This is a genomic window from Streptomyces sp. NPDC015661 (genome assembly GCF_043077765.1).
Taxonomy (GTDB): domain Bacteria; phylum Actinomycetota; class Actinomycetes; order Streptomycetales; family Streptomycetaceae; genus Streptomyces.
This window is the reverse complement of record NZ_JBIBST010000010.1, coordinates 107,440-126,788: the sequence shown is the minus strand read 5'-3', so window position 1 is coordinate 126,788 and position 19,349 is coordinate 107,440. Positions and strand designations below refer to the sequence as shown.

The 19,349-nt window shown below is 71.9% G+C and carries 16 protein-coding genes; 9 read left to right on the top strand and 7 right to left on the bottom strand.

Features of this window, described 5'->3' with window-relative positions:
* The first annotated feature begins 197 nt into the window (after positions 1-197).
* The gene (locus ACF07V_RS26695; protein ID WP_392157817.1) at positions 198-563 is read left to right on the top strand and encodes a hypothetical protein; all 366 of its coding nucleotides are present in this window, start codon (positions 198-200) and stop codon (positions 561-563) included.
* Here the strand turns inward: ACF07V_RS26695 and ACF07V_RS26690 are convergent.
* The gene (locus ACF07V_RS26690; RefSeq protein ID WP_392158156.1) at positions 560-2,248 is read right to left on the bottom strand and encodes an MFS transporter; all 1,689 of its coding nucleotides are present in this window, start codon (positions 2,246-2,248) and stop codon (positions 560-562) included. The genes ACF07V_RS26695 and ACF07V_RS26690 overlap by 4 nt on opposite strands.
* Before the next feature lie 664 nt (positions 2,249-2,912).
* Positions 2,913-5,318 carry a D-alanyl-D-alanine carboxypeptidase family protein gene (locus ACF07V_RS26685; RefSeq protein WP_392157815.1) on the bottom strand — a complete coding sequence of 802 codons (2,406 nt, stop codon included), beginning with the start codon at positions 5,316-5,318 and terminating at the stop codon, positions 2,913-2,915.
* Positions 5,319-5,501: 183 nt separating this feature from the next.
* Here ACF07V_RS26685 and ACF07V_RS26680 point away from each other — a divergent pair, with 183 nt between their 5' ends.
* The 3 genes from ACF07V_RS26680 (at position 5,502) to ACF07V_RS26670 (ending at position 7,747) form a co-directional block, all read left to right on the top strand.
* Positions 5,502-6,200 (top strand): GPP34 family phosphoprotein, encoded by a 699-nt coding sequence (locus tag ACF07V_RS26680; protein WP_392157813.1) that lies wholly within the window; start codon positions 5,502-5,504, stop codon positions 6,198-6,200.
* A 306-nt stretch (positions 6,201-6,506) separates the two neighbouring features.
* The gene (locus tag ACF07V_RS26675) at positions 6,507-7,367 is read left to right on the top strand and encodes a helix-turn-helix domain-containing protein (RefSeq protein ID WP_392157811.1); all 861 of its coding nucleotides are present in this window, start codon (positions 6,507-6,509) and stop codon (positions 7,365-7,367) included.
* Positions 7,368-7,546: 179 nt separating this feature from the next.
* Positions 7,547-7,747 (top strand): DUF397 domain-containing protein, encoded by a 201-nt coding sequence (locus ACF07V_RS26670; protein ID WP_093875591.1) that lies wholly within the window; start codon positions 7,547-7,549, stop codon positions 7,745-7,747.
* A gap of 97 nt (positions 7,748-7,844) precedes the next feature.
* Here ACF07V_RS26670 and ACF07V_RS26665 read toward each other — a convergent pair whose 3' ends face one another.
* Entirely contained in the window at positions 7,845-8,672 is an 828-nt protein-coding gene (locus ACF07V_RS26665) for a hypothetical protein (RefSeq protein WP_392157809.1), read from the bottom strand.
* A gap of 131 nt (positions 8,673-8,803) precedes the next feature.
* On the opposite strand from ACF07V_RS26665, the gene ACF07V_RS26660 reads away from it, so the two are divergent.
* On the top strand, positions 8,804-9,586 hold the full coding sequence (locus ACF07V_RS26660; protein WP_392157807.1) for an SDR family oxidoreductase: 783 nt from the start codon (positions 8,804-8,806) through the stop codon (positions 9,584-9,586).
* 291 nt (positions 9,587-9,877) lie between these two features.
* Positions 9,878-11,413, top strand: coding sequence for a sodium:solute symporter family protein (locus ACF07V_RS26655; RefSeq protein ID WP_392157805.1), 1,536 nt, complete (start codon positions 9,878-9,880; stop codon positions 11,411-11,413).
* Here ACF07V_RS26655 and ACF07V_RS26650 read toward each other — a convergent pair.
* Positions 11,398-12,516 carry an ADP-ribosylglycohydrolase family protein gene (locus ACF07V_RS26650; RefSeq protein WP_392157803.1) on the bottom strand — a complete coding sequence of 373 codons (1,119 nt, stop codon included), beginning with the start codon at positions 12,514-12,516 and terminating at the stop codon, positions 11,398-11,400. The genes ACF07V_RS26655 and ACF07V_RS26650 overlap by 16 nt on opposite strands.
* A 156-nt stretch (positions 12,517-12,672) precedes the next feature.
* Between ACF07V_RS26650 and ACF07V_RS26645 the strand changes: the two genes are divergently transcribed.
* Positions 12,673-13,743 (top strand): tyrosine-protein phosphatase, encoded by a 1,071-nt coding sequence (locus ACF07V_RS26645; RefSeq protein ID WP_392157802.1) that lies wholly within the window; start codon positions 12,673-12,675, stop codon positions 13,741-13,743.
* A gap of 65 nt (positions 13,744-13,808) precedes the next feature.
* Here the strand turns inward: ACF07V_RS26645 and ACF07V_RS26640 are convergent, their stop codons facing one another.
* Both ACF07V_RS26640 and ACF07V_RS26635 read right to left on the bottom strand, forming a co-directional pair.
* Entirely contained in the window at positions 13,809-16,394 is a 2,586-nt protein-coding gene (locus tag ACF07V_RS26640; protein WP_392157800.1) for a bifunctional FO biosynthesis protein CofGH, read from the bottom strand.
* Between the two features lie 70 nt (positions 16,395-16,464).
* A complete protein-coding gene (locus ACF07V_RS26635) occupies positions 16,465-17,295 on the bottom strand; it encodes an LLM class F420-dependent oxidoreductase (protein WP_392157799.1) in 831 nt (276 codons plus the stop codon).
* 114 nt (positions 17,296-17,409) lie between these two features.
* Here ACF07V_RS26635 and ACF07V_RS26630 point away from each other — a divergent pair, with 114 nt between their 5' ends.
* On the top strand, positions 17,410-18,153 hold the full coding sequence (locus ACF07V_RS26630) for a GNAT family N-acetyltransferase (protein WP_392157797.1): 744 nt from the start codon (positions 17,410-17,412) through the stop codon (positions 18,151-18,153).
* Positions 18,154-18,434: 281 nt separating this feature from the next.
* Entirely contained in the window at positions 18,435-18,902 is a 468-nt protein-coding gene (locus tag ACF07V_RS26625; protein ID WP_392157796.1) for a carboxymuconolactone decarboxylase family protein, read from the top strand.
* Here ACF07V_RS26625 and ACF07V_RS26620 read toward each other — a convergent pair.
* Positions 18,868-19,341 carry a GNAT family N-acetyltransferase gene (locus ACF07V_RS26620; protein ID WP_392157794.1) on the bottom strand — a complete coding sequence of 158 codons (474 nt, stop codon included), beginning with the start codon at positions 19,339-19,341 and terminating at the stop codon, positions 18,868-18,870. The genes ACF07V_RS26625 and ACF07V_RS26620 overlap by 35 nt on opposite strands.
* Positions 19,342-19,349: the final 8 nt, after the last annotated feature.

The following is a 19,349-nucleotide window of genomic DNA, read 5'->3' as shown; positions in this document are numbered from 1 at the left end:
GGTGGGTTCGCCGGTGCGCTCGGTCTGTGCAGCAGCCTGTGCCTCGGTCTGCTCGTCGTCGGCGCCGTCGTCTCCGCGCTCTCCTCGGTGAGCTCCGCCGTGACTCCGAGTTCCTGATTCTGGAGGTCTCGACAGCTCTGCGGCCCCGCCCACCGGTTCTATCCTGGCCTTCACTTACCGGGGGAAATGGGGGAACCGTGGACTGGTTCTGGTGGGTTCTGATTCTGTTCTGGACCGGTGGCTTCGCCTGGGCCGCCGACAACATCCGCACCGCGCTGCGCCATCGACACGAGCGGAAGATGGAGCTCGTCGAAGCCGCCAAACAGGAACGGCTCGCCCTCGAGGCGGCGCACCGGGCGCCCGAGCCCGTGTGCGGGTGCACGCACCATCTCGCCAAGCACGACAAGCAGGGCCGGTGCCACGAGCGGGTCGAGGTACCCACCGCCTGGGACGAGAACAAGAAGCCCGTCCGGTACGAGGCCGGCGTCTGCAACTGTCAGCAGTACGTGGGGCCCCAGCCCTTGTCCCAGGTGTACGCGGACGAGCTGACGGACCTGGCCTAGCCCCGCAGCTCTTCCGGGCAGGCGGTGCCCCGCGACAGCTTGTACGGGGCGCCCAGGCGGTACACGCCCGCCTTGGGGGCGACGAGTTCCGTCCATTCGTCGCCCTCGACGTCCGCCTCCGCCTTGAAGAGGCAGCCCTTCTCGTTGGCGAAGACCTTCGGGAGCTCGGTCTCCGACTCCTCGCGGGCCAGTTTCGAGGCCTCCGTCTCCTGCGGCGGTTCGATCTTGCCGCCGTTCTCGTCCATGAGCGCCAGCCACGGCGAGTACGGGACGCGGATCAGGACCCGGCCGGGCTTGTCGACGCGGATGACGACCTCGTTCTCCTCCGCGCTCTGCACCTCGGCCGGCGGGTCGGCGAGCGGGGTCGGGTTCTGCACCTCGTACAGCCGCCAGTTCTCGTCCGACCACACCTGGTTCAGGTACGGCACGCCCTCGCGGACCAGCTCCGCCTCCTGCTCGGCGCCCGAGTCCGGGGCGCCGGTCGGCAGGACCACGTAGTGGACGGCCCAGCGGTCGAGCCAGTCCTGGTAGTTCGCGGCGTTCAGCGTGTCGTCGTAGAAGAGCGGGTTGCGCTCCATGTCCGCCTGCCGGTTCCAGCCGCGCGCCAGGTTGATGTACGGGCTGAGCGCCGAGGACTCGCGGTGGCTGGAGGCCGGTACGACCTCGACGCGCGCCTTGCCCGCGTCCCGTACCTGGAGCTGGTTCACCAGGGGGGCCAGCTCGCGGGCCCAGGAGGCGTCGGGGGCCGTGCGGATGACGTCGTCGACGCCCTTGAAGCCGATCCAGAAGTTCAGTCCGGCGACGGCGAGCAGCAGCGCGTACCAGCGGCGTGAGCGCGGCGCCGTGTACGGCAGCGCGGCGAGCAGCACGACGCCCGCGAACAGCATCGGAAGCCGGGAGATGTTCGAGCCGATCTGCGAGTCGATCAGCCAGGTCAGCAGCGTGCCGATGGAGTAGACGGCGGCGGCCGTGCGGACCGTGCGCCAGTCCTTCGGGACGAGGAGGAAGGTCAGTATCCCGAAGAGCAGCGGCAGCGCCGTCGAGCCGAAGGCCATCGGCTGCGTGCCCGAGAAGGGGAAGAGCCAGGAGGAGAGCGCGACCACCGCCACCGGGGCCAGGCCCAGGGCGTACGCGCCCGGGCGCCGCTTGTTCAGGAACAGCGCCGCCGCCGCGATCCCCAGGAACAGGCCCGCGACCGGGCTGCACGCCGTCGCCAGACCGGCCAGCGGCGCGGCGACCGCCGCCTTCGCCCAGCGTTTGTAGCGCCAGCGGTGCGGCCAGCAGAAGACGGCGGCGACCGCGCCGAGCGCGAACATCATGCCGAGGCCGAAGGTCACCCGGCCCGAGAGCGCGTTGCACAGGAACGCGAAGACGGCCGCGATCGAGCAGACCATCGGGTTCCGGACCGCCCGCACCCGCACCAGGATCAGCGCGGTCAGCGCCGCCGACAGCGTCCCGGCGACCATCATCGTGCTGCGGACGCCGAGCACCGACATCAGGTACGGCGAGACCACGCTGTACGAGACGGGGTGCATCCCGCCGTACCAGGCCAGGTTGTACGCGGAGTCGGGGTGCCGTCCGACGAACTCGGCCCACGCGTCCTGCGCGGCCAGGTCCCCTCCGCTGTTCGCGAAGAGGAAGAACCACAGGACGTGCGTGAGGGCGGCGAGCCCGGTCGCCACCATGACCGGGTAGCGGCGCTTGCGCCGCGGGGCGCGGGTGGGTGTGGGGGTGGCCTGTTCCGGGGCGGGCGCCGGCGCGGGTGCGGGGGCGGGCCGCTGGGTCGGGAGCACTATTCGCGAGAGCGAATCGGATCCGATATCGGCGTGCGAGTCGCGGGCGATGTCCCGGGGGGCAGGAGCTTCATGGCCATCACGGTAGACGTCGGGGTCGGACTCCGCGCGGTCGGCGCGTGTCGGCTCGGCGGTGGTCACTGCGGCCCTCTCCCGTGCTGCCGTCTCGCTTCTCGCGTGGTCACGCGTGGTCACGCATGCTTCTCGTCCCCCGGAAACGCTAACAGCCGGGCACTCCGGAGAACCGGGGTGCCCGGCTGTCGCGGGCGGACTGTCGGCCTGACGGCCGCCGGGCGCTCGGGCCGGGCATGCGGCCCGGGTTCTCGGGCCGGGCATGCGGCCCGGGCTGTCGAGCCGGGCTCTCGGGCCGGGCGCGCTGCCCGGACTGTCGGCCCGAGCGCGCGGCCCGGACTGTCAGGCCGGACTGTCGGCCCGGACTGTCGGGCCGGGTGCTTGGCCCGGGCGCGCTGCCCGGACAGTCGGCCCGAGCGCGCGGCCCGGACTCCCGGCCCAGGTGCTCGGCCCGGACCCCCGCCCGGGCACTCGGTCCGCGCCGTCAGCCCACTCGGGTGAGCTTCTTGTCGAAGCCCGGTTCCACCAGGTCCTTCTGGAGGGCGACCGGGGAGCTGACCTTGCCGGATCCCGTCCCGATCGACACCTGGCCGACGATGTCCCCCGCCTTGCCGGAGTGCGGGACGGCCTTGCCGCCGTCGGTGAGGTCCAGCTCCACCTTGAGGCCCGGCCAGCCGACCGCCTTGAGCTCCTTGGTCGCGATCACCGGCGTGCGGCCGCCGAGGCCGTCGTCCACGTAGCCGAGGACCTGGCCCTTCTTGACCACGGCCGCCGAGGTGACGTCCTTCTGGGCCTGCTGGATCAGCTTGAGGCTGTTGTCGATGGCGAGCTGCAGCTTGTCGATGAGCATCTTGGCGTCCTTCGCCCCCATGACGATGCCCAGGATGCGGCGGTCCTGGCCGTCGACGACGGTGTTCGCCGCCCACAGCAGATTGCCGCCGGCCGGGGTGGAGGAGCCGGTCTTGATGCCGCTGACACCGTCGTGGAGCAGGATGTTGTTGTTGTTCTCGATCCGGCCGGGGATGCCGTCGACCGTCACGTTCGGCATGTTCACGATCGCGCGGAACACGTCGTACTGCATGACCGCCTTCGCCAGCTTCAGCTGGTCCTGCGGGGTCGACATCGTGCTGTCGAGCAGGCCGGACGGGTCCGTGTACGTGGACTGGGTCATGCCCAGGTCCTTCGCGGCGGCGTTCATCTTCTCGACGAACGCCGCCTCCGAACCGGCGTCCCAACGCGCGAGCAGCCGCGCCACGTTGTTCGCGGAGGGGATCATCAGGAGCTCCAGGAGCTCCCTCTCCGTGTAGCTCTGGCCCTCCTTGACCGGAGCCGTCGACTCCGACGTGTGCTTCGCCTGGTCGGCGGCCTTCTTGTCGATCGCGATCTCGGGGCCCTGCTCCTTCCCCTTGATCGGGTGGTCGCGGAGGATCACGTACGCGGTCATCGTCTTGGTCACGGACGCGATCGGAGCCGGCTTCTGCGCTCCGTACTGGCCCATGGAACCGACGCCCTCGACCTCGACGGCGCCCTGGCCCTCGTTGGGCCACGGCATCTGCAGTTCGCCGCCCTCGAAGGTGAACGTCGGCGCGGCCGACAGGGTCAGCGCGGGCGCCGGCAGCGGACGGACCATCTGCACGATCGCAAAGACGATCAGGACGAGCAGGACCAGCGGCGTCCAGATCCGCACCCGCCGCAGGGTCGTCCGCATCGCGTTCGGCGGCGGGGGCGGCGTGTTCGTCAGCTCCGCGAGCAGGTCGAGCGGGGGCAGCGGCGGCAGCGGCTGCTGCCGGGTCCGCTCCGGCTCGGCGAGCGCCGCCGGCGTGGGTACGGGGGCGGGCGCGGCCGCCTCCTTGGGCGTGGGCGCCTTGGGCGTGGGCGCCTTGGGCGCGGCCGGGGCCTCGGGAGCGGGAGCCGGGGCGGCGGAGGCCTTGGCGGCCTCCTGTGCCGCCTTCTCGGCCTTCTGGTCGGCCGGGATGTCGGGGCGCAGCGCGCGGAACACGCTGGTGCGCTCGCTGTCGGAGTCCGCGGTCAGGCTGGACGGAAGCTTCAGGGCGGTCGTCGGCTGGTCCACGACGGGCGGACGGACCATCTTGAACATGGTCGTCGGCTGGTCGACCGGCGTCTCGGACGGCTCCTCGACCGGCTTCTCGACCGGCTGCTTGTCCTCGGAGGAGTCGCCGGAGGAGTTCCCGGAGGAGTCCTCGGCCGAGTCCGCGGAGGGCTTCTCGGCAGCGGCCGGCTTCCGCGCGGCGAACCAGGACGCGGAGGGCGCCTTGCCACCGGCCGACGCCTTGTCCTCGACGGGCTCCTCGTCCGGCTCGTCGTCGGACTCCTCGTCCGCCTCCTCGGGCCCGTCCTCGGGCTCGTCGTCCGGCTCGTCGTCCCGCGGCTCGTCCTCGTCCTCGGAGTCGTCGGCCTCGGCCTCGCCCTCCGGCTCGGGCTCACCGTCGTCCTCGGGCTCACCGTCGTCCTCGGACTCCGGCTCCTCGACCGAGGCCGCCGATGCCTCCGACGCCTCGGTCTCCGACGTCTCCGACGTCTCCGCCGCCTCCGACGCCTCCGCCGTCGCGACCCACGCCGCCACAGCCGCCTTCAGCCGGTCACCCTCCGGCTCCGACCCCGGCTCCGACCCCGGCTTCGAATCCGGCTCCGGCTCCGGCTCCGACTTCGGCTCCGGCTCAGCCGCCGCCTTCGGCTCGTCGTCCTCCGGCGTGCGCGGCGCCAGGGTCTTGAACACGGCCGTCGGCTGGTCGACCTGAACCGCCGCGGACGGCGAGGACTCTGACTCGCGGAGCACGGAAAGCCGAGGATCCCGGCCGCCGCCGCCCGAGGCCGCCGTCTCCTGAGACGACCCCTGCTGCTCCGCCTTGTCGGGGGACTCGCCCGCCACCGTGCCTCCTCCATGCGTCATACGTACGTCCGAACCGTCTACCAGTGTCCTGTGTGAACCCCTTGGCTCCCGTGCTAGACGAGAACGACATACCTACTGGTTCCCGGATGAACCACCCAGGCACTCTCGACAGATGAATGTGAGAGGGGTCACCCTGTCATTCATCCACGCGGGGAGGCATGGATGGGCAGGAGCCGCAGAACTATTCCGGAAGAGCTTCTGCTGCTCGCTCTGGACCCGACCACGGGTACCACAGCGCAGCCGCAGTCGCTCGACCTCGGTCTGGCCGGAGCACAGCTAGTGGAGCTGGCTCTGGCAGGCCGGATAGCCCCTGACGGGGATCGTATCGCCGTGGTGATGCCACGGCCGACCGGAGATCCGACACTGGACTCCGCACTGGAGCTGCTGCGCAGGCGTGGCAGCCCGGTTCGGGCCGTCCACTGGATCGGCGGGCCCCGGCTGGGGCTCCGTCAGACGTATCTCTCGCATCTGGAGCGATGCGGCATGGTGCATGCCGTGGAGGGCCAGATGTGCGGGGTGTTGCCGACGACTCGCTACCAGGCGACGGACACGGCGATCAGTCGGGAGATCCGTGCCCGACTGGACAGTGCGATCCGCACCGGCGTACCGCCGGACCCGCGGACCGCGGCGCTTGCCGCGCTGGCCCACGCGGTCGGTCTCGGGAAGCACCTGTACCCCGGCAACGAAGGACGGTCGTCGCGGTCCCGGCTGCGCGATCTGATCCGGCACGACCCCATGGGCGGACTCGTGGCGCACGCCGTGATGGACGTCCAGAACGGTGCGGCGGCACAGCCGCGCCGGAGCGCCGCGAGCGTCCCGGCGCAGCCTCGCGGCAGCATGGCCCGCGCGGCCGCACACTGAACCACCGCACGTACGGAACACGCACGGCACGTGCGGAACAACCACCGTACGTACGGAACACGCACCGCACGTACGGAACACCACCGCACGCAAAGAACACGCACCGCGCGTACGGAACACGCACGACCGAGAACCATCCGGGAGCCGCACAGGTGTGCGGGGCGGTCTGGACGGCCGTCCCGCACATGTGCGCTGCCCGGCTTTCCCGTTGTCCGGGTTTCCCAGCGCACACCCGGCCATTGGTGGCAGTCTGCCAAGCGGTAGATACTCACAGCTACGCAGCAGACAGCCGGAGGTGCAGTTTCCGTGGCGTCCAACGTCAACCCCACCGTCAGGCGACGCCGATTGGGCCAGGAGCTGCGCAAGCTCCGCGAGGCGAAGAACATGACGGCCGAGCAGGTCGCCGAGCGCCTTCTCGTCTCCCAGTCCAAGATCAGCCGGCTGGAGAACGGCCGTCGCTCCATCAGCCAGCGTGACGTCCGGGACCTGTGCGGTGTGTACGAGGTCGAGGACGAGCGCATGGTCGACTCCCTCATGCAGATGGCCAAGGACTCGCGCCAGCAGGGTTGGTGGCACGCCTTCGGCGACATCCCGTACAGCGTCTACATCGGTCTGGAGACGGACGCGGAGAGCCTGCGGATGTACGAGTCGCAGATCATCCCCGGACTGCTCCAGACCCCGGCGTACGCGGAGGCCGTGATCTCCGGGGCGATGCCGGAGTCGACGGCGGCGGACATCGAGAAGCGGGTCACGGTGCGGACCCGCCGCCAGGAGCGGATCCGGGACGAGGAGCGTCCGCTGCGGCTGTGGGCCGTCATCGACGAGGGCGCGCTGCACCGGATCGTGGGCAGCCGGCAGCTGATGGTCGAGCAGCTGGAGCATCTGATCGAGCAGTCGCACCTGCCGCACGTCACCGTGCAGGTGATCCCGTTCGAGATGGGCGCGCATCCGGGGATCAGCGGGCAGTACTCGATCCTGGAGTTCCCGGACACCTCGGATTCCAGCGTCGTGTACATCGAGGGCGTGACGAGCGATCTGTACCTGGAGAAGGCGCAGGACGTCGGCAAGTACTCCGTCATGTACGAGCACCTCAGGGCACAGGCGCTGAACGTCGAGCAGACGCGGGAGTTCATCTCGAAGATGGCGAAGAAGCACGCCCAGGGGTGACCCTCCGGGGGCGGGGCAGGCACCGTACACCTGGTGATCGCTCCCACGGAAGCGCCAGCTGAATATGCCACTCGGACGTGTGAACGCCGGTCCCGCCGCCCGGGGCCGGCGAGTAGCGTCGATCACGCCATCAAGAACGTTGGCGCGACACACTACTTGGCAGAACCGGAGTGAGCAGCATGGCGATTATTCAGGGTGGTACGGACACCTGGACGAAGTCCTCGTACTCGGGCGGGAACGGGGCCTGCGTCGAAGTGAAGTCCCCCGTCATGGCCGCGATCGCGGTGCGGGACTCCAAGGCCCCCGAGGGTCCGTCCCTCTCTTTCGGACCGGGTTCGTGGAACGCCTTCGTCGGCGAGGTGAGCAACGGGGCCCTCTGAGCCCCGGTGCGCGCACGCCGTCACCAGCAGTACGTATGAGCCCTCTCGACCGGTCCGCCGTCCTGGCCGAGGGGGCTCGGCTCTTTTCCGGCGCGGTTCAGCGCAGTTCGTCCACGTACCGGTCCGTCCCCGGCACCGTCGGGATGAACGGAGCCACCAGCTCCACCCGGCCGAGCCCGCCCGCGTCGAGCCCGGCGAAACGCTCCTCCCAGCACTCCCTCGGGTCCGTCTCCAGGAACCAGAGCAGCGTGAGCCGGGTGTCGACCCCCTCGACCTGCTTCACGTAGGTCATGCGGTCGCCGGGCAGCGGAGTCGGCCGGAAGACGGTCACCATCGCCGCCGGGGAGCCCGCCAGCCGGCGCGGCAGCTCCCGGGACCGCAGCCACTCCAGGACCTCGGCCCGCTTGCCCGCGTCCTCGGCGTCGATCACCTGCAGGACGAGCCCGCGGTACGGGTGGTCCAGGGCGTGGAAGTCCCGGGGACCGGCGGCGCCGTCGCGGTAGACGGTGGTCTCGTGGTCCTGGAAGGACGTGAAGACGTGGGTCCGGGCCTGGTGGACCCGGGCGTCGCGGTTGAGCCGCTTGTTGATCCCGACCGTCCACTTCATGTGGTCGTCGTAGCGGCCCTCGGTGATCCAGTACGTGGAGATGTAGGCGCCGGCGGTGACCGGCTGGGCGACCGCCGACTTCTCCGGGTAGCGCAGCTCCTGGAGTTCGCGGGTGGCGACCCAGCGCCGGCCCGCGTACATCCAGGGCATGGCCATGGCGCCCGCGTAGTAGTGGTCGTCCTCGTACCAGCGGTTGTACGCGTACTCGTGGCCCGGATGCGGTTCCACCATGGTGATCAGCGCGTGGCCGGGACGCACGCCGTACGGACCGACGGCGGCCAGCTCCGCGTACGTCTCGCTGTGGGTCTCCTCGCTCACTCCCGTACCCCTTCCCGTGTCTTCAGTGTCTTCCAGTGGCTTCCGGTGGCTTCCCTTGTCTTCCTTTGTCGGTGACAGGCACCTACCCTGACGGGCCGTCAGATGATTGGCCAGGGTCGAGGAGGGTCCGGATGCTGCTCCAGGGAAAGACGGTCGTCGTGTCGGGTGTCGGTGCCGGGCTCGGGCACCGGATCGCGGAGACGGTGGTACGGGACGGGGGCAACGCCGTCCTCGGGGCCCGCACCGAGGCCAACCTCGCCAAGTCCGCGGCGGAGATCGACCCGGAGGGGCGCCGTACCGCGTACCGCGCCACGGACATCACCGACGAGGAGCAGTGCGACGCACTCGCCGCGCTCGCCGTCGAGCGCTTCGGCGGCATCGACGCGGTGGTCCACGTCGCCGCCTGGGACTCCTACTTCGGGGGCCTGGAGGACGCGGACTTCGGGACCTGGCAGGGGGTCCTCGACGTGAACCTGCTCGGCACCCTGCGGATGACCCGGGCCTGCCTGCCGGCGCTGAAGGAGCGCGGGGGTTCGGTGGTCCTGATCGGGACGCAGTCGGCGGTGGCGGCGCCCTCGCAGGTGCGGCAGGCGGCGTACGCGGCCTCGAAGGGGGCCCTGACCTCGGCGATGTACTCGCTCGCGCACGAGCTGGGGCCGCACCGGATCCGGGTCAACACCGTGCTGCCGGGCTGGATGTGGGGGCCGCCGGTCCAGGCGTACGTCCAGTTCGCCGCGCACACCGAGGGGGTGCCCGAGGCGGAGGTGCTCGCCCGGCTCACCGAGCGGATGGCGCTGCCGGAGCTCGCGACGGACGGGGACGTGGCGGAGGCGGCGGCCTTCCTCGCCTCGGACCGGGCGCGGGCGATCACGGGGCAGTCGCTGCTGGTCAACGCCGGAGAGCTGATGCGCTGAGCCGGCCTCACGCCCGCCTCGCACCCGTCCCACGCCCGCCTCGCACCCACCCTCACGCCCAGCCTCGCGCCCACCCTCACACCCGCCTCGCACCCAGCCTCGCGCCCACCCTCACACCCGGACTCTCGCCCACCCTCACAGTCGCCGCCATAAGTTCATATCCTTGAACAAGGGTCAGTAAACCGAACGATTTTACTGTCCCTTGACCCTCCCCTGCATTGTCCGGGCCTCGCAACTCCCCACACCATGAACCCCGTTCACAAGGCGGACCGGACTTCATGGAGGGGCGCAATGAACAGTCTCGACTGGGCCGTGCTCATCGGCTACTTCGGCGTCATGGTCGCGATCGGCGTCTGGTCCCACAAGCGCGTGGACACCGTCTCCGACTTCTTCACCGCCGGCGGCCGGATGCCCTGGTGGCTCTCCGGCATCTCCCACCACATGTCGGGCTACAGCGCGGTGATGTTCACCGGATACGCCGGCATCGCCTACACCTACGGCGTCACCTCCTACGTCACCTGGTCCTTCCCCATCGCCATCGGCATCGCCATCGGCGCCCACCTCTTCGCACCCCGCCTCAACCGGCTGCGCTCCCGCCTCCGGGTCGCCTCCCCGCTCGAATACCTCAAGGACCGCTACAACCTCCCCACCCAGCAGGCCCTCGCCTGGTCCGGCGTCCTCCTGAAGATCGTCGACGTCGGTGCCAAGTGGGCCGCCATCGCGACCCTGCTCTCCGTCTTCACCGGCATCTCCCTCAACCAGGGCATCCTCATCACCGGCGTCGTCACCGGGATCTACTGCACGGTCGGCGGGCTCTGGGCCGACGCCCTCACCGAACTCGGCCAGTTCGTGATCCAGCTCCTCGCGGGCGTGGCGATGCTCGTCGCGGTCCTCGGCAAGCTGGGCGGGATCGACGCGCTGTGGACGGTGTGGGACCGGCCGGAGCTCCAGGGCCACACCGCGCCCACCGCCGGCCCGTACACCCTGACCTTCCTCCTCGCCTACCTCTTCATCAAGACCTTCGAGTACAGCGGCGGCATGTGGAACCAGGCCCAGCGCTACATGGCCACGCCGTCCGCCCGCGAGGCCACCCGCTCCGGCCGGCTCTCCGCCGTCCTCTGGTTCGTCTGGCCGCTCGTCCTCTTCTTCCCCATGTGGTGCGCGCCGCTGCTCGTCCACCCGAAGAAGCCCGACGGCTCCGACGCGTACGCCCTCATGACCGAGCAGCTGCTCCCGCACGGCCTCCTCGGGCTCGTCGTCGTCGGCTTCTTCTCGCACACCATGGCCATGTGCTCCTCCGACGCCAACGCCATCGCGGCCGTCTTCACCCGGGACATCGCGCCCGTCCTCAGCAGGGCGGCGAGGAGCTGGTCGCAGCGGGCGGGGCTCGTCGCCGCCCGCTGGTCGACCATCGCCTTCCTCGGCCTGTCGATGGCCGTCGCCACCCAGGTCAACTCCCCCACCTTCAAGGACATCATCACCGTCGTCATCAAGTGGGTCGCGGGACTCATGGGACCGATCGCGATCCCGTTCATGCTCGGCCTGCTGCGCCCCTTCCGGAAGTCGGGCCCCACCGCCGCCCTCGTCTCCTGGGCGGCCGGGCTCTTCGTCTTCTGGCTCACCAACTACGGCCTCGACGGCGTCGAGCTCCAGATCCAGATCGTCTCGCCGCTCGCGACCTCGCTCGTCCTGTACGTCCTCATCGGCCACGTGAAGCCCGAGGACACCCCGGAGCGGGACGCGCTGCTCGACCGCATCGGGTCGGACGGCGACGGGACCGGCGTCCCCGCCCAGGCCGGCGCGCGGACCGATCAGCCCCTGGGATAGCGCGCAAGCCAGCCCGGCGCGGACTCCGCGGGGCCGTGCAGGGCGGCGCCCTGGGTCATCTCCATCGCGAAGTCGTCCGCGAGCTCCAGGACCGTCGCACGGCCCTCCAGGTCGGCCAGCCAGGCCGGCGGGAGGGCCGTCTCGCCGTGCAGGGCGCCGAGCAGCGCGCCGGTGAGCGCGCCCGTCACCGCCGAGGGCCCGTCGTGGTTCACCGCGAGCCGCAGTCCGTGCCGTACGTCCTCGCCGACCAGGGCGCAGTAGACCGCCGCCGCCAGCTGGCCCTCGGCCCGGTTCTCGCCGGCCCCGAGGGCCGTCACCCGGTCCGCGTCCGGCGCCCCCTCCCGTACGGCTCCGAGGGCGCGGCCGAGCGCCTCGGTGACCGGCTCGTGGCCGGGGCGGACCGCGAGCTGCTCCAGGGCGCGGGCCACCGCCGCCTCGACGGGGCCGCCGCGCGCGAGGCCGTGGACGGTGACCGCGAAGGCGCCCGCCGCGAGGCCGGCGGCCGGGGCGCCGTGCGTCTGCGCGGCGCACTCCACGGCGAGCTGGCAGACGAGCTGCGGTTCCCAGCCGACGAGGAGCCCGAAGGGGGCCGAGCGGGCGAGCGCGCCGGAGTCGCCGGCGTCCGGGTTCTTCGGCCGGTCGAGGGTGCCGAGGATGTCGTCGCCGAGGCCGGTGAGGCAGGCGCGGGGCGGGTTGCGGCGGGCGTAGAGCCACTCCTCGCGGGCGAGCCAGCCGTTGTCCCTGCGGCGCTCGTCGGGGCCCCAGTCGCGCTGGGTGGCGGCCCAGCGCAGATGGGCCCGGTGGACGTCGGTGGGCGGGTGCCAGTGGCCGGTGTCGCGGCGGACCTGGGCGCGGATGAGGCCGTCGACGGTGAAGAGGGACATCTGGGTGGCGGCGGTGACGGCGCCGCGACGGCCGAACGCGGGCACGGGGTCGGTGAGTCCGTCGGGTCCGTGCGCCTCGCGCAGCCGGGCGAGCGTCCGGCCCTCGGCCCCCGCCCCGAGGGCGTCCCCGAGGGCCCCGCCGAGCAGACAGCCCCGTACGCGGGCCCGGAAGTCCTGCTGTTCGGCGCGGCCCCACACGGCTGCGGCTGTCGTGGCCACGATGTGCCCTCCCCCGGTCAGCAGCTTCTGGTCCAGCACTGTAATAGACCGGATGCGCTCGTTCGGGGGTCGTTGCGTTATGTGATCCGACGCCCGTCAGTCCACTTTTGACCACAGTTCACCGGAGGTTCGACCACGACTTGAACGATCCGCGTCATGAACCCCGTGACACGAGTCAAGTCCCTCTCCACCGCGGCCGTCGCCGCCGCCCTGCTGACCGGCCTCATCGCCCCGGCCGCGTCCGCGCACCCGTCCTCCCCGGCCGACCGGCGGATCCCCTTCACCGCCGCGACCGTCACCGAGAACGCCGGCGGCACGTACACCGTCACGTGGTCCGCCCCCGGCACCCGGGGCGTCACCGTCCGGACCGAGGGCCGCACGGTCGCCCGCGGCGGCGCCACCGGCTCCGTCACCGTCTCCGGGCTCGCCGCCGCCGACCGGCGCTGGTTCGACCTCGTCCCCGACCGGGGCACCTCCCTGCACCTGGCCGACCGGCTGATACGGCTCCGGGGCACGGTCAACTTCCGTGACGCGGGCGGCTACCGCACCCGCGACGGCCGGTGGGTGAGGATGGGCGAGGTCTACCGCTCCGACGCCCTCGACGGGCTGACCCCGGCCGATCTCGCCAAGCTGGATCGCCTCGGCGTCCGGACCGTCTTCGACCTGCGCATGGAGTCCGAGCGGGCCACCGCCCCCGACCGCGTCCCGGCCGGCGCCACCCACGTCGTCGCCGACGTCCTCGCCGGCTCCGGCACCTTCGCCACGATGCCGAAGAGCCCCGCCGAGGCCGAGGCCATGATGGTCGGGGGCAACCGCTTCATGGTGAGCGGCGACACCGCCCGCACCGCCTACACGGCCGTCCTCGACGGCATCGCCGACGACGACCGGCGCGGCGTCCTCTTCCACTGCACCGCCGGCAAGGACCGCACCGGCTGGTCGAACGCCGCGCTGCTGACCGCCCTCGGGGTCCCCGAGGAGACGGTCATGGCCGACTACCTGGCCAGCAACACCTACCGGGCCGCCGCCAACGAGGCGATCCTCTCCCACCTCCCGGCCCAGCAGGCCGCCGTCTACAAGCCGCTCCTCGACGTCCGCCCCGAGTACCTCAACGCGAGCTTCGACGAGGTCGAGGAGGAGTACGGCTCCTTCCGCGGCTACCTGCGGAAGGGCCTCGGCATCGACAACCAGGAGCTCGAGGAGCTGAAGCAGGACCTGCTGGTCGGCTGACCCCCACCCCTCTTCGCTCGGCCGCCCCTACTCTCCCGGCCGGCCCCTCTTCCCTCGGCTGACCCCTACTCGCTCGGCAGGACCGGCAGCAGTTCCGGGAGGTGGCCGTCGGAGGCGCGGGCCGTGCGCTGCCGCTCCTCCGGCACCTCGCCGTACAGCGTCGTACGGGGCTTCGCCGGACGGCCCGCCGCCTCCGCGATCGCCTCCAGGTCGCGGATCGAGCGGTACGAGCCGTAACTGGAGCCCGCCATCCGGGAGATGGTCTCCTCCATCAGCGTCCCGCCCAGGTCGTTGGCGCCCGAGCGGAGCATCTCCGCCGCGCCCTCCGTGCCCAGCTTCACCCAGCTGGTCTGGATGTTGGGGATGTGCGGGTGGAGGAGGAGCCGGGCCATGGCGATGACCGCGCGGTTGTCGCGGGCGGTCGGGCCGGGGCGGGCGATGCCCGCGAGGTAGACGGGCGCGTTCGTGTGGATGAAGGGGAGCGTCACGAACTCGGTGAAGCCCCCCGTCTCCTGCTGGATCCGGGAGAGCGTCCTGAAGTGCCCGAGCCAGTGCCGGGGCTGGTCCACGTGCCCGTACATCATGGTCGAGCTGGAGCGGATGCCCAGCTCGTGGGCGGTCGTGACGACCTCGATCCAGGTGGCCGTGGGCAGCTTGCCCTTGGTCAGGACCCAGCGGACCTCGTCGTCGAGGATCTCTGCGGCGGTGCCGGGGATGGAGTCGAGGCCCGCCTCCTTCGCGGCCGTCAGCCACTCCCGTATCGACAGGCCCGTACGGGTCGCGCCGTTGACGACCTCCATCGGCGAGAAGGCGTGCACGTGCATCCCCGGCACCCGCTTCTTCACCGCCCGCGCGATGTCGAAGTAGGCCGTGCCGGGCAGGTCCGGGTGGATGCCGCCCTGCATGCAGACCTCGACGGCGCCGACCTCCCAGGCCTGCTGGGCGCGGTCGGCGACCTGGTCCAGGGAGAGGGTGTACGCGTCGGCGTCGGTGCGGCGCTGGGCGAAGGCGCAGAAACGGCAGCCGGTGTAGCAGACGTTGGTGAAGTTGATGTTCCGCGTGACGATGTACGTCACGTCGTCGCCGACGACGGACTTGCGGACGTCGTCCGCGATGCGGGTGAGCGCGTCGAGCGCGGGGCCGTCCGCGTGCAGCAGGGCCAGCGCCTGGGCGTCGGTGAGCTTCGTCGGGTCGTCGGCGGCCGTGCTCAGCGCCTCGCGGACGTCGGCGTCGACCCGCTCGGGCACCATCCCGGGCGCGGCGGCCTCGCGGAGCGCCTCCCAGTCCCCGTAGACCTCGTCGAAGTCCTCGCGGCGGTCGCCGGTGCGGCCCTCGGTGTCGATGGTCGCGTGCAGATCCGTGCGGCCGGTCGCGGTGAAGGCCTCGTCGGGCTCCTGCCAGGGCAGGCCGCGCACGGGCGCCTCGGGGTTCGCGAGGCCGGTCTCGGGGTCGGCGAGGGCACGGACGTGCGGGAGGAGCCGGGGGTCGAGCCAGGGTTCGCCCCGGGTGACGAACTCCGGGTACACACAGAGCCGTTCGCGCAGCTCGAAGCCGGCGGCCCGGGACCGGGCGGCCAGCTCCTCGATCTGCGGCCAGGGCCGCTCGGGGTTGACGTGGTCGATGGTGAGCGGGGAGACCCCGCCCCAGTCGTCGATGCCGGCGGCGATCAGCCGCTCGTACGCGGAGTCGACGAGGTTCGGCGGGGCCTGGAGGCAGGCGGAGGGGCCCATGATGAGCCGGGCGACGGCGACCGTGGCGACCAGGTCGTCGAGCTCGGCGTCCGGCATCCCGCGCATCGCCGTGTCCGGCTTGGCGCGGAAGTTCTGGATGATGAGTTCCTGGATGGAGTGGTACGCGCGCGCCACGCGCCGCAGCGCGAAGAGGGACTCGGCGCGCTCCTCCAGGGTCTCCCCGATGCCGAGCAGCAGCCCGGAGGTGAAGGGGACGGAGGACCGTCCGGCGTCCTCCAACACCCGGAGCCGCACGGCCGGTTCCTTGTCGGGGGACCCGTAGTGGGGGCCGCCCGGCTCGCTCCACAGCCGGGTCGCGGTCGTCTCCAGCATCATGCCCATGGAGGGCGCGACGGGCTTGAGGCGCTGGAAGTCGGTCCAGGACAGGACGCCGGGGTTGAGGTGCGGGAGGAGCCCCGTCTCCTCCAGGATGCGGATCGCCATGGCCCGTACGTACGCGATGGTGTCGTCGTACCCGTGCGCGTCGAGCCACTCGCGGGCCTCGGGCCAGCGGTCCTCCGGCTTGTCGCCGAGGGTGATCAGGGCCTCCTTGCAGCCCAGCTCGGCGCCGCGGCGGGCGATGTCGAGGACCTCGTCCGGCGACATGAACATCCCGTGCCCGTCCCGGCGGAGCTTCCCGGGGACGGTGACGAAGGTGCAGTAGTGGCACTTGTCCCGGCAGAGCCGGGTGAGCGGTATGAACACGCTCTTCGAGTACGTGACGACCCCGGGGCGCCCGGCCGCCTCGAGCCCGGCGTCGCGCACGCGCCCCGCGGACGCCACCAGGTCCGCGAGGTCCTCCCCCCGCGCCCGCAACAGCACTGCGGCCTCGGCGACATCGAGCGCGACCCCGTCCCTGGCCCGCTTCAGGGCACGGCGCATGGCGTTCTCGGTGGGGCGTCCTGCCTGGTGATCCGTCATGAACCGAGCATACGAGCGACCCCCGGGCGGAGGGTTCGGGTCCCCGCAGGAACCCGGACCCGGCCGCCCCTCAGAGGTACCGCGCGTACCCGTCGAGCACCTCCAGGACCTCCCGCTCGTCCCCCGGCGGCAGCTGCAGGACGACCTCCTCGCAGCCCAGTTCCTCGTAGTGGGCGAGCTTGCCGGGGTTCGGGAGCACCGCGTACGGGACGAGCTGCAGGGTCTCCGGGGCCCGGCCGGCCTTCTCCCAGGTCTCGCGGAGTACCGGCAGGGACTCCGTCAGGCCGCGGCCGCCGATCGGCATCCATCCGTCGGTCTGCGCGGCGATCTGCGCGAACAGCTTCGGGCCCGCCGCACCGCCCAGGAGGACCCGCGGGGCGCCGCCGGCCGGCTTGGGCCAGACCTCCGAGGCGCGTACGGAGCCGCCGTACTCCCCTTCGTACGCCGTCGGTTCCGCCGCCCACAGCGCCCGCATCAGGTCGAGGCGGTCCCGGCCCAGCTCGCGCCGGGTGGACCAGTCGACGCCGTGGTCGGCGGCCTCCTCCCGGTTCCAGCCGAAGCCGACGCCCAGGGTGAACCGGCCCCCGGAGAGATGGTCGAGCGTCGCGACCTGCTTGGCGAGCACGATCGGGTCGTGCTGGGTGACCAGGGTGATGCCGGTGCCGAGGCCGAGGCGCTCGGTGACGGCCGCGGCCTGCCCCAGCGCCACGAGCGGGTCGAGCGTCCGCGCGTACTCCCGGGGCAGCTCCCCGCCCGCCGGATAAGGCGTCTCCCGGGAGACGGGGATGTGGGTGTGTTCGGGGAGATAGAGCCCCGCGAACCCGCGCTGCTCCAGCTCGCGCGCGAGCCGTACGGGGCTGATGGTCTCGTCGGTCAGGAAGATCGTGGTCGAGATCCGCATAGCGGCACGGTAGGGGGTACGGCCCCGATTTCCGAGGCCCGCGGCAGGCTTCTCGCGCCACCCCGCTCAGGAAATCCGCCTGTCCTTCCGCAACCCGGCTGCTTGGATGATCAGGTGCTGACGCGAATCGAGACGTACTACGACGCCGTTCCCCGTTCCTCCGCCCGTGCCGAGGAGTTCGGGCCCCTGACCCTGTTCGTGCAGGAGGGGAAGGGCTGGCCCTACTACGCCCGCCCGGCCCTCGGGCACGCGGGCGAGGTCCCCGTCGCGGCCGTGGAGAAGGTACGGGCCCGGCAGCGGGAGCTCGGGGTGCCCGAGGCCTTCGAGTGGGTCGCGGAGACGGCCCCGGGGCTGCGGGCCGCCGTGGAGGCGACCGGCCTCACCGTGCACGAGCACCCGCTGATGGTCCTGGAGGGCGCACCGCTCCCCGTACCGGAGCCCGAGGGCTTCACCGTGCGTCTCGTGGGCGCCGACGACCCCGCCCTGGAGAGCGCCGTCGCCGCCCCGTCCGCCGCCTTCGGCGCCCCGGTCCCGCCGCCCGGCACCGCCGCGCGGATCGCCGACCGGATCACGGCCGGCCTGACCCGGCTCGCCGCCGCCCTGGACGGCACCGGGAACGCCCTCGCGGCCGGGCAGCACCAGCCCGTCGGGGCCGTCTCCGAGGTCGTCGGCGTCGGCACCGTCCCGACGGCCCGGCGGCAGGGCCTCGGGCTCGCGGTCACGGCCGCCCTCGTCGCGGACGCCCGCGCCCACGGGACGGAGCTCGTGTTCCTGACGGCCTCGGACGCGGACGTGGCCCGCCTCTACGGACGGCTCGGCTTCCGCACGGTCGCGACCGCCCTCATCGCGGAGGCCTGAGGCGCGGAGGCCTCAGGCGCCACGGACGGAGGCGCCACGGAATCAGGCGCCACGGCCTGAGGCGCCACGGAATCAGGCGCCACGGACTCAGGCGCCACAGACTGAGGCGCCACAGACGGAGGCGCCACGGACTGAGGCGCGACCTGAGCCGCGGAGGCCTCATCGCGGGGGTCCGGAAGAAAATCTCGAAAAAGTCCTCCCGCCGTGTCACATCCCCGGCGCGCGCTCCGTCAGTGCAGTGGAAGCAGCGAACGAGACGCCGACACCGAGGAGCGATCACCATGGCGCACCAGCCCGAGGCCCGTATGACCAACCCCGCCTACGTCCTGGCCGACGCCGGTCCGGCGATCCAGAACCTGCTGAAGGCCACCCGTCAGGGCGGGGTCGACGAGACGATCCTGGAGCTGGTGCACCTGCGGGCCAGCCAGATCAACAACTGCGGCTTCTGCGTCGACTACGGCGCCAAGAGCGCCAGGAAGACCGGCGTGAGCGACGAGAAGCTGTTCGCCGTCGCCGCCTGGCGCGAGGCGCCGTACTTCTCCGACGAGGAGCGGGCGGCCCTCGCCCTCGCGGAGGCGGCGACCCGGCTCGCGGACGCCGCGGACGCGGTGCCGGACGAGGTGTGGGACGCGGCCGCCGACCACTTCGACGAGAAGCAGCTCGCCGCGATCGTCCTGATGGTCGGCGTCACCAACCTCTTCAACCGGCTCAACGTCACCGTGCGGCAGCCGGCGGGCGTGGGTTTCTGACCATCACCACGTCCACCGGGTCCTCGGACTCGAACGTGAACCCCTCCCTCTCGTAGAGACGGCGGGCCGCGCTGCCCTGCAGGACCACCAGGCGTACGGGTACCCCCTCCGCGTCGGCCCGGTCGAGCAGCCCGCGCAGCACCGCCGTCCCGAGGCCCCGGCCCTGGGTCTCGGGGGCCAGGTAGAAGTGCTCCAGGTAGAGCCCTTCGCCGTCCTCGTACGGGCGCACCGTCACGCATCCGGCGAGCGCGCCGTCCAGTTCGATCACCGAGGTGTGCGCCGGGGAGAAGCCGTCCCGCAACCGCTGGCGCACCCGGTGCTCGTCGTAGCGGCCGAGGCGCACCAGGTCCTCGCGCATGACCCGGGCCCGCAGCTCGGCCATCGGCTCGACGTCCTCCGCGCGGCCCGGGCGCAGCGCCCAGTTCGTTTCCCGATACATGTACGCAT

Bases quoted from the DNA above. Each gene is read 5' to 3' on its own strand.
- ACF07V_RS26690 (WP_392158156.1), bottom strand. From the start codon at position 2,248: ATGGTGGCGACCGGGCTCGCCGCCCTCACGCACGTCCTGTGGTTCTTC.
- ACF07V_RS26680 (WP_392157813.1), top strand. From the start codon at position 5,502: ATGGGCAGGAGCCGCAGAACTATTCCGGAAGAGCTTCTGCTGCTCGCT.
- ACF07V_RS26670 (WP_093875591.1), top strand. From the start codon at position 7,547: ATGGCGATTATTCAGGGTGGTACGGACACCTGGACGAAGTCCTCGTAC.
- ACF07V_RS26660 (WP_392157807.1), top strand. From the start codon at position 8,804: ATGCTGCTCCAGGGAAAGACGGTCGTCGTGTCGGGTGTCGGTGCCGGG.
- ACF07V_RS26655 (WP_392157805.1), top strand. From the start codon at position 9,878: ATGAACAGTCTCGACTGGGCCGTGCTCATCGGCTACTTCGGCGTCATG.
- ACF07V_RS26645 (WP_392157802.1), top strand. From the start codon at position 12,673: ATGAACCCCGTGACACGAGTCAAGTCCCTCTCCACCGCGGCCGTCGCC.
- ACF07V_RS26640 (WP_392157800.1), bottom strand. From the start codon at position 16,394: ATGACGGATCACCAGGCAGGACGCCCCACCGAGAACGCCATGCGCCGT.
- ACF07V_RS26635 (WP_392157799.1), bottom strand. From the start codon at position 17,295: ATGCGGATCTCGACCACGATCTTCCTGACCGACGAGACCATCAGCCCC.
- ACF07V_RS26625 (WP_392157796.1), top strand. From the start codon at position 18,435: ATGGCGCACCAGCCCGAGGCCCGTATGACCAACCCCGCCTACGTCCTG.
- ACF07V_RS26620 (WP_392157794.1), bottom strand. From the start codon at position 19,341: ATGTATCGGGAAACGAACTGGGCGCTGCGCCCGGGCCGCGCGGAGGAC.